The organism is Ectothiorhodosinus mongolicus (assembly GCF_022406875.1).
Lineage (GTDB): Bacteria > Pseudomonadota > Gammaproteobacteria > Ectothiorhodospirales > Ectothiorhodospiraceae > Ectothiorhodospira > Ectothiorhodospira mongolica.
On the sequence record NZ_CP023018.1, the window covers coordinates 28500 to 35479 of the forward strand.

Annotated in this window: 2 protein-coding genes; both read left to right on the top strand. The window is 54.9% G+C overall.

The genetic code is table 11. From position 1 onward, the window contains the following. Positions 1-25: 25 nt before the first annotated feature. Positions 26-2137 (top strand): ShlB/FhaC/HecB family hemolysin secretion/activation protein, encoded by a 2112-nt coding sequence (locus tag CKX93_RS00015; protein WP_159435505.1) that lies wholly within the window; start codon positions 26-28, stop codon positions 2135-2137. Positions 2138-2168: 31 nt separating this feature from the next. After that, on the top strand, positions 2169-6980 hold a 4812-nt coding region (locus CKX93_RS00020; protein ID WP_240076659.1), incomplete at its 3' end, for a two-partner secretion domain-containing protein.

Below are 6980 nucleotides of genomic sequence, written 5' to 3' on the forward strand. Positions count from 1 at the left end.
GCAAAAAGATAAAGACGGTAAAAACATGCGAATAGAACGCAACGTATTGGCCTGGGCCGTCAAACTGGTCTGCCTTGGTGCTTTTGCCGGTGTGGGCGCTCAAGCGGCCACAGTATCCGGTCCTGACAAGGCCGCAAGCAGCCCCATACAGGCCAGCGTACGTGCCGGCAGCGCCGATCGTGACCCCTTGCGTATTCCGCGCACTGTGCCTCAAGAGCGGCTTATTATTCGCACCCCGTCTTTGGATGGGGAGCGGGGTTTGCTGGCACCAGAATCCCCCATTGAGGCACGCGAATTGTTGCGGCGCTTCAATCTGGATAGTTTGTTGTTTGATGGTGAGGCAGAGCTCAGCCAGGACGAACTGCGTGTGGTGCTGTTTCCTTGGTTGGGTCGTGACCTGAGCTTCCTCGAATTGCAAATGGCCGCAGCTGCCATGATGGGTTATCTGCGCGATAACGGCCATGAGGAGGCCGAAGTACGGATTTCTCAAGCCCAGTTCCAAGCGCAGCGTCAGGCCAGCATGGCCATCGCCAACCTGACCCCGGCCATGATCGATGTCGAACCGCGCATTATGGTTGCCGAGTTCGCGGTCGATGGCGTCACCGTTATCCCTCAAGATCGCGTCCAGGCCGCACTAGCACCTTTTGCCAATCGTCAATTGAGCCTGACCGAGATGGAAGAGGCTGCTGAGACGGTGGCCCAAGAGCTGCGTGATGCTGGATTCGCTCTAGCCCAAGCTTTCCTGCCGCCCCAAGACATCAGTGATGGTTTGGTGCGAATTCAGGTGCAGGAGGGTGTGCTCGATGGTGCCTCGGGTACGCGCGGTATCACCATTACTCAGGCTGATGAGGCGCGCATGCGCGAAGACACTGTGCAGCGCTTCCTGAGCCGCGATATTGAGCCGGACCAGCCGCTCAATATCGATACCTTAGAGCGCAATATTCGTGTCACCTCGGATCTGCCGGGTGTCGGCGGATTGAGTGCTGATCTTGCGCCAGGCACATTACCCGGGACCACCCGAATCATCGCCGAAGTTGAGGATGAGGCTTTGGTGAGTGGTCGTATCGGTGCCGACAATTTTGGCAGTATCTACACCGGTCGCGAGCGCCTGAATTTGGGCTTAAGTCTTAATAGCCCATCGGGTCGGGGTGAGCAGTATTACGTCGATGCCACCTTCGCCGATAACTCCAAGTACGCCAACTTAGGGGTGCATTTCCCGGTAGGCAGGGCGGGATGGAGGCTTGGCGCTGGATTCTCGGCGCTAGATGCGGATATTGATGTTTTAGCTGGTGACCCCAGTCTGTTTGTGAACCCTGAGCTGAGTAGCAGTCTTCGTGGTGGCAGCCTATTCACCAGCTATCCCATCTTACGCAGTGCAGCGCACAATATTTATTTCTCCGGCGCTTACGACTTCCGCCGCTACAAACGTCGCTCTACTGAGTTAAGCGTACTGGATAGCGACCACGATATTAATCTTTATAGCCTGACGCTGAGCGGCGATAGCCTCGATCGCTTCCGAGGTCAGACTCGCTGGGCAATGACGGCATCCATAGGTGATCTTGACCTGTCCAGAAGTCCGACAAACGAAGCCTTTGACGCGGATACCGCGCAAACCCAAGGCAGCTTCTCTAAACTCAACTACAGCTTGGCCAGATTGCAGGCTTTGCCGTTTATGCCGGGTGAAGACTGGCTGCTTAATGCCAGTGTGCGGGGTCAATATGCCAGCACCAATCTTGATCCCGCCGAGAAGTTTAGCCTCGGTGGCCCCAATGGCGTTCGTGCCTACCCGTTAAGCGAAGGTTCGGGTGACCATGGCGTACTGGCCAGTCTCGAGCTCAGTAAGACCGTGATCTCGCGGGGCGAGAGCCGACTGAATCTCTTTGTGTTCTACGACTGGGGCCAAATCCAGCAGTTTGATACCACATGGAACGGCGCATTGGGTGTGGATGCACCCAATCGCTACGATCTGTCTGGTTACGGCGCTGGTGCTAGTTGGAACCTCGGTAGTCGCGCTCAGTTTCGCGCATTGGCCGCAACCAAGGATGGCAGTAATCCCAATGCCGGAATTGACGGCACCGACAATGACGGGCGCAAAGACAATACGCGCTATTGGCTATTTGGTAGCTATTCATTTTAACGGGTAAGTGGATATGTCACGGGTGAATACTATGAAACACAAGAAAAGCCATGAGATGACGCGGGGGCATGGTGTGCGTCCGCGACTGCTGCCCTGGATGATCGGTTTAGCATTAACGCCAAGCTTGGCTCTGGCTGACGCCACCCTGCCCACCGGTGGGCAAATCATGCAAGGCGTCGGCGCCATCACTCAAAGCGGCAATCGTGTGGATGTGCTTCAGGACTCTCAGCGCATGGTCACCCACTGGCAGACCTTTAATGTCGGCCGCGATGCGCATGTGCATTTCAATCAGCCCAATGCCAATGCCATCGTTCTCAATCGAGTGCTTAGTGGCAATGCCTCGGCCATTCACGGTCGTATCACCGCAGATGGACAAGTCGCCTTAATTAACCCCGCAGGGGTGTTTTTCAGTGGCACGGCGCGCGTCGATGTGGGTGGTTTGATTGCCTCAACGCAAAACCTGTCTGACAGTGATTTTATGAGCGGACAGTTCCAATTCAGTGGGGCTGGCGCAGGTGCTGCCGTGATCAATCATGGGCAAATCCATGTACGCAGCGGCGGTTATGTGGCCCTTGTAGGCGCCACGATCAATAATGCCGGCGAGATCATGGCCCCGGGCGGCACAGTCGCTCTGGCAGCCGCTGATCAGGTGCGTTTGGAGATTTCCGGCAATAGCCTGATTGGTGTGCGTTTAGATGGCGAGACTGCCAATGCCTCCATTACCAACAGCGGCATTATCGGCGCTGACGATGGGCGCGTCATCCTTAGCGCCAAGCAGGCTTCTGGCGCCCTAGGTGCTGCCATCAACCAAACCGGGGTTGTGCGCGCAAATCGCCTCACAGCCAGCGCCGATGGGCGCATTACGATTGATGGCGGCCAAGGCACCGTAATGTTAGCTGGTGAGACAGAGGCAAAAGGCACGCAAACTAGCCTTGCTGGAGGCAGTATTGACGTCACGGGTGATGTCGTGCAGGTGAGTGGCTCGGTAGACACCAGTGGCAGTGGCGGAGGTGGGGAAATCTACATCGGTGGTGGCTGGCAGGGAAATGACCCCGATATCACCGAGGCGCGCGTTCTCTTGGTGAGCTCAGACGCCGAGATCCGCGCCGATGCCATCACGCATGGCGACGGCGGCACGATCGCCCTCTGGTCGAGTGACCGCACCCGCTTTGATGGCCAAATCAGTGCCCGCGGGGCTGGCGATAGCGGTCGCGGCGGCGCAGTCGAAACCTCGTCCCGCGGCGCGCTGGGCCTTTGGGGTAATGTCGATGTCTCCGCCGACAGCGGCTTAGGCGGCCTCTGGCTCCTCGACCCGGAGAACTTATTCATCGTTGCTGATGATCACTCGCCGACGCCTGTGGATCTAGCTGACAATACCAATCCGGATGCCACATCGAATTCACTGACAAATGAATACGTCAGAGCGAGCTCGATAAATTCGGCCCTTAATTCCTCTTCAACCGTCGCGATCACACTTCAAGCAGCCGCTAAGATTGAAGTGCTCGAGCAAATCATTAAGGAAGGTAGTGGCGAAGCTACATTGACTTTCCAGTCTGGAAACGCTTCTACAAATGGTTCACCCTCAATAGGAACAATTCTTGTTGGGGCGCCTATATCAAGTGGTGATAATGCCGGAAGCTTCAACCTCATTTTTGATGCGCGCAAAGAGATTATTATCAATGAGAGTATCGCTGCTAGCGACACGGCTAGTGCACTGAATGTGACCTTCGGTGAGATTACTGGTCAGGGAGTTGATGGTCGAACCATCATTAGAGACTCTATCGCCACCAATGGCGGAAATGTCACTTTCAATACACTCACCGAACTACACAACGCCAATCCCGTAACCACCACGATTCAAACGCCAAGCTCAGCACGCTCGGGCAACATTGTTTTTGCCAAAGATGTGGAGCTCCGAAACAATAACGGCACACCCCAGGTAACACTAAACGCTCAAGGGAGCAGTGCTGGCACACAGGGTCGTGGTGGTGATATTACCTTTAATGGAAATATCATCAGCGCAAAACCCGATGACATTGACTTGCAGCCACAACGCTTGGTTCTACTCAATGACGGAGCCCCCAATTCAGGCTCAAATACAAATGGCACCATCACTCTAGGAACGGTGTCAGGCGATTCAATTGGCGGGACCGAAGATGCTGCACTCAATAGGCTGACCATCACCTCCAGCAAGCCTGTTACGCTCAATGCGGGAACGATTAATATTAAATCTGGCGCTGGTGAGGTCATCGTCTTTGATGGCCCCAATCGTGAAATGCATTTCACAGGGTCTACCACCACCATCAATGTAGTTGGGACTGAAGACGGCAGTGACAATCCCATTTTCACCGATTATCTGCAGGACACTTTTGATCTTGTGGCAGCGGCTGCAGGAACGCAGACATTAAATGTTGTGAGTGATCGATCGATCCGCATTCAGGGAAGTGGTTCTACGACCCGCGAGATCCGTTCCTTGAATGACGAGGACTTAAACATCGTGCTGAGCGCTTTCAACGCCTCGGCTGCTGTTGGCGGCGGAATCATAGTTGATAGGGCAGACCTGAAGTCTTCAGGCGGTCATATCGAACTGCGCGGCCCAACGGGCCAGGCCGCTGTCGGGTTTGGAGGTGACAGTGACAACATCACCGATGGCGTGCACATAGCCAACAGCCAACTCCTGAGTGAAGGTGGGAACATTGTCATCCTAGGTAGCGCACCCACCACTGCCGACGGTGGAGCCGGTATCCGTATGATTGGTTCACGAAGTGTGTTCGATAGCGAGGGTGGATTTATCAGTTTGGAGGGTATCGCGCCCGATCAGGCCAGCACAGATAGCAAAAATGGTGTTGTTCTTGGCGATGGCTCAGCACTCGTCACCATCCGCTCGGGGAATGGGAATATCTCCATCACCGGAGACGTTTCAGGGGTGGGTGATACCATGGGGTCTGAGGTGACAGGTGGTGCCAACTACACTGGTCTCACGCTGAACATAGCGAGAGTCAGCTCAGATCAGGGCGATATCTTACTGATAGGTCGCGGTGGTGGCGGTGATCAATCATTTATAACCGAAAACCACGGTATATCCCTGCGCGGCCAAAACACACGTGTTATCTCAGATGAGGGCGATATTGCACTCATCGGGAGTAGCGGCGGGAAAATTGATCCTACTGGCAGCGCAAGCAGCTACGGAATCTTCGCCGAAGGTTCCAATATGTATATCGGCCGAGATGAGAACTTCAGTGCTGCAAGCGGCGATATTCTGTTCGAAGCTGATTCGATGTTCTTAGTGAATAGCTCAGATCAGCGACTGAGGGTCTCGAGCTCTGGCCAGCTGTTAATCCGCCCAGAAACCGCAAGCACCAACATCGAGTTTGGTAATGCCGGCACTCAGCCCGAGGTGGATGGCCAAAAAACGCTATATCTCGGGGAGGACTGGTTTAACGGCAGCACGCGCAGCGTATTTTTGAGCGCGCCAGTGGTTACCGCTATGCGTATCGATGAAACACAGCAAACACTCAGTATTGCAGGAAACTCTGGCGGAGCCTTTAAGTTGATTGTTCACGGTGTAACCACCGCACCAATCACATTTAGTTCAGATCTTGAAATTCTTCGAAGTAATGTTGAGGCCGCTTTATCGGACCAGATTGGTGGCACAAGTGTTACATCGAGCCCCTCCAGTGGTCTGTTCACGGTGAATTTTGGTGAGCCCGTTGATGACCTGATGGTTGCGGATGAGGCCGCCATAGGTTTCAAACATGTGACTGTTGGAAGAAGCGACTTAAGTGGAACGATAACCGTCGCCGCAGCTAGCCTATTTCGCGATGATTTAACCCTACTCACTGGGGACCGTGCAGCCGGCAATACTGAAAGCATATTGATCGACGCCCCACTGACGGTTCGTCGTCAACCGAATAATGATCGAGGCGGCACTTTAGCCACGTTTGTGGCTTCCACCTCCGGCAAAGGGGGCATCGAGGCGCCCGGCATTGTTACCGCCGATAATCTTCTACTGAGTGGCGTGGGACCGTTCAATTTCATTGCCGAAAACCAGATCAATACGCTCTCTGTCTCAGTTGATGGGTCTATCACCCTTTTCAACAGCGGCGCGATCACTGTTGATGACGTTACGGCTAGCTATTCGCAGAGGGCAATCTCGCTGGCAGATTCTGAACTGTTTGCGCTGGACGAGACAGAGGTGCCTCAGTCTGATATCCGCACGACTGGTGGCAACGGATCTATCATTTTGAGGACAACATCTGGAAATATTGTGTTGAATGACGGCACGGCCACGGGTGCGGATCAGGCGGTCAGTGCCAACGGCACCGGCAACGTGCTCATCCGTGCCATGAACGGTTCCATCGAATCTAATGCCAGCGTCCTGTCGGGCACGGGCCATATCACGCTCAAGGCTCAAAATAACATCGACCTTAACGGAGGCGTGGGCGTCGAGACGGCGACGGGCGGCACGATCTCGCTGGATGCGGTGACTGGTGCGTTGACGATGGCCGGCGATTCCAACGTCACGGCCACCAATAGCAGCGCGCGTCTGGCGGCAGGTGGGAACCTGACGGTGGGTAATGTCACGGCTACTAATGTAAGCCTGGTATCTGGTGCGTCGATCATCAATGTTACTGGCAGTACGATGAACGTGACGGCCGATAAGCTGCGTGTGATCGCACAAGGGTCGATTGGTGAGTCTAATAATCACCTGACCACCAGCGTGGACACGGTCAGCGCACTGGCGGCGACCGGTTCGATCTTCGTGACCGAAGCCAACGGCGTGACGGTGGATTCTGTGGCAGTAACGGTGCGTGACTTCAACGCTAATGCCAGCACCACGGAA